Here is a 510-nt window from a genome sequence, read left to right as displayed (position 1 = left end):
GCTTTTGCTCCTTGGATCAACAGGCACCTTAAGTAGCTATTTCCTCGCTTACTTATCCCAAGTAAAGTATCTTTTCCGCCACTACTGTGTTGACGCGGAACGATACCTAAAGACGCTGAAACATCGCGGCCTCTTTTATAGTTACTGCCATTTCCAACTTCATTGAAATAGGCGCTTGATACCATAGGACCAAATCCAGGTATTGTTTGGATCCGTTGGCAAATATCATTATTTTTTGCTGTTTCAACTATTAATGTACTGTAAGTTTCAATGCAGCTGTCTAAGTTACTCAATTGTGTTTCTAACTGCTTTAGTACCGCTTTAAATGCGCCTGATAATCCGGTATTTTCATCTTCTAAAATTAGGGGGATACTTTTGCGTATTGTGTTTACACCCTGATTTAAAATAATTCCGTATTCAGCAGTTAAGCCTCGGATTTGATTGCATAGTGCCGTTCTTTGTCTGACCGCTAATTCTCTCGCTTTGTGCTGTGCTTGGTTATCTTGTTGC

General features: G+C 40.0%; 1 protein-coding gene. It reads right to left on the bottom strand.

Annotation, left to right across the window (positions count from 1 at the left end):
* Nucleotides 1–510 (bottom strand): transposase (locus I6F49_RS20290; protein WP_197181758.1); only part of this gene is annotated, 510 nt, incomplete at both ends.

Source organism: Pseudoalteromonas sp. SWN166 (assembly GCF_015864485.1).
In the GTDB taxonomy this organism is placed as follows: domain Bacteria; phylum Pseudomonadota; class Gammaproteobacteria; order Enterobacterales; family Alteromonadaceae; genus Pseudoalteromonas.
The sequence above is the reverse complement of the archived record's forward strand: the minus strand, read 5'-3'. Positions and strand labels throughout refer to the sequence as shown.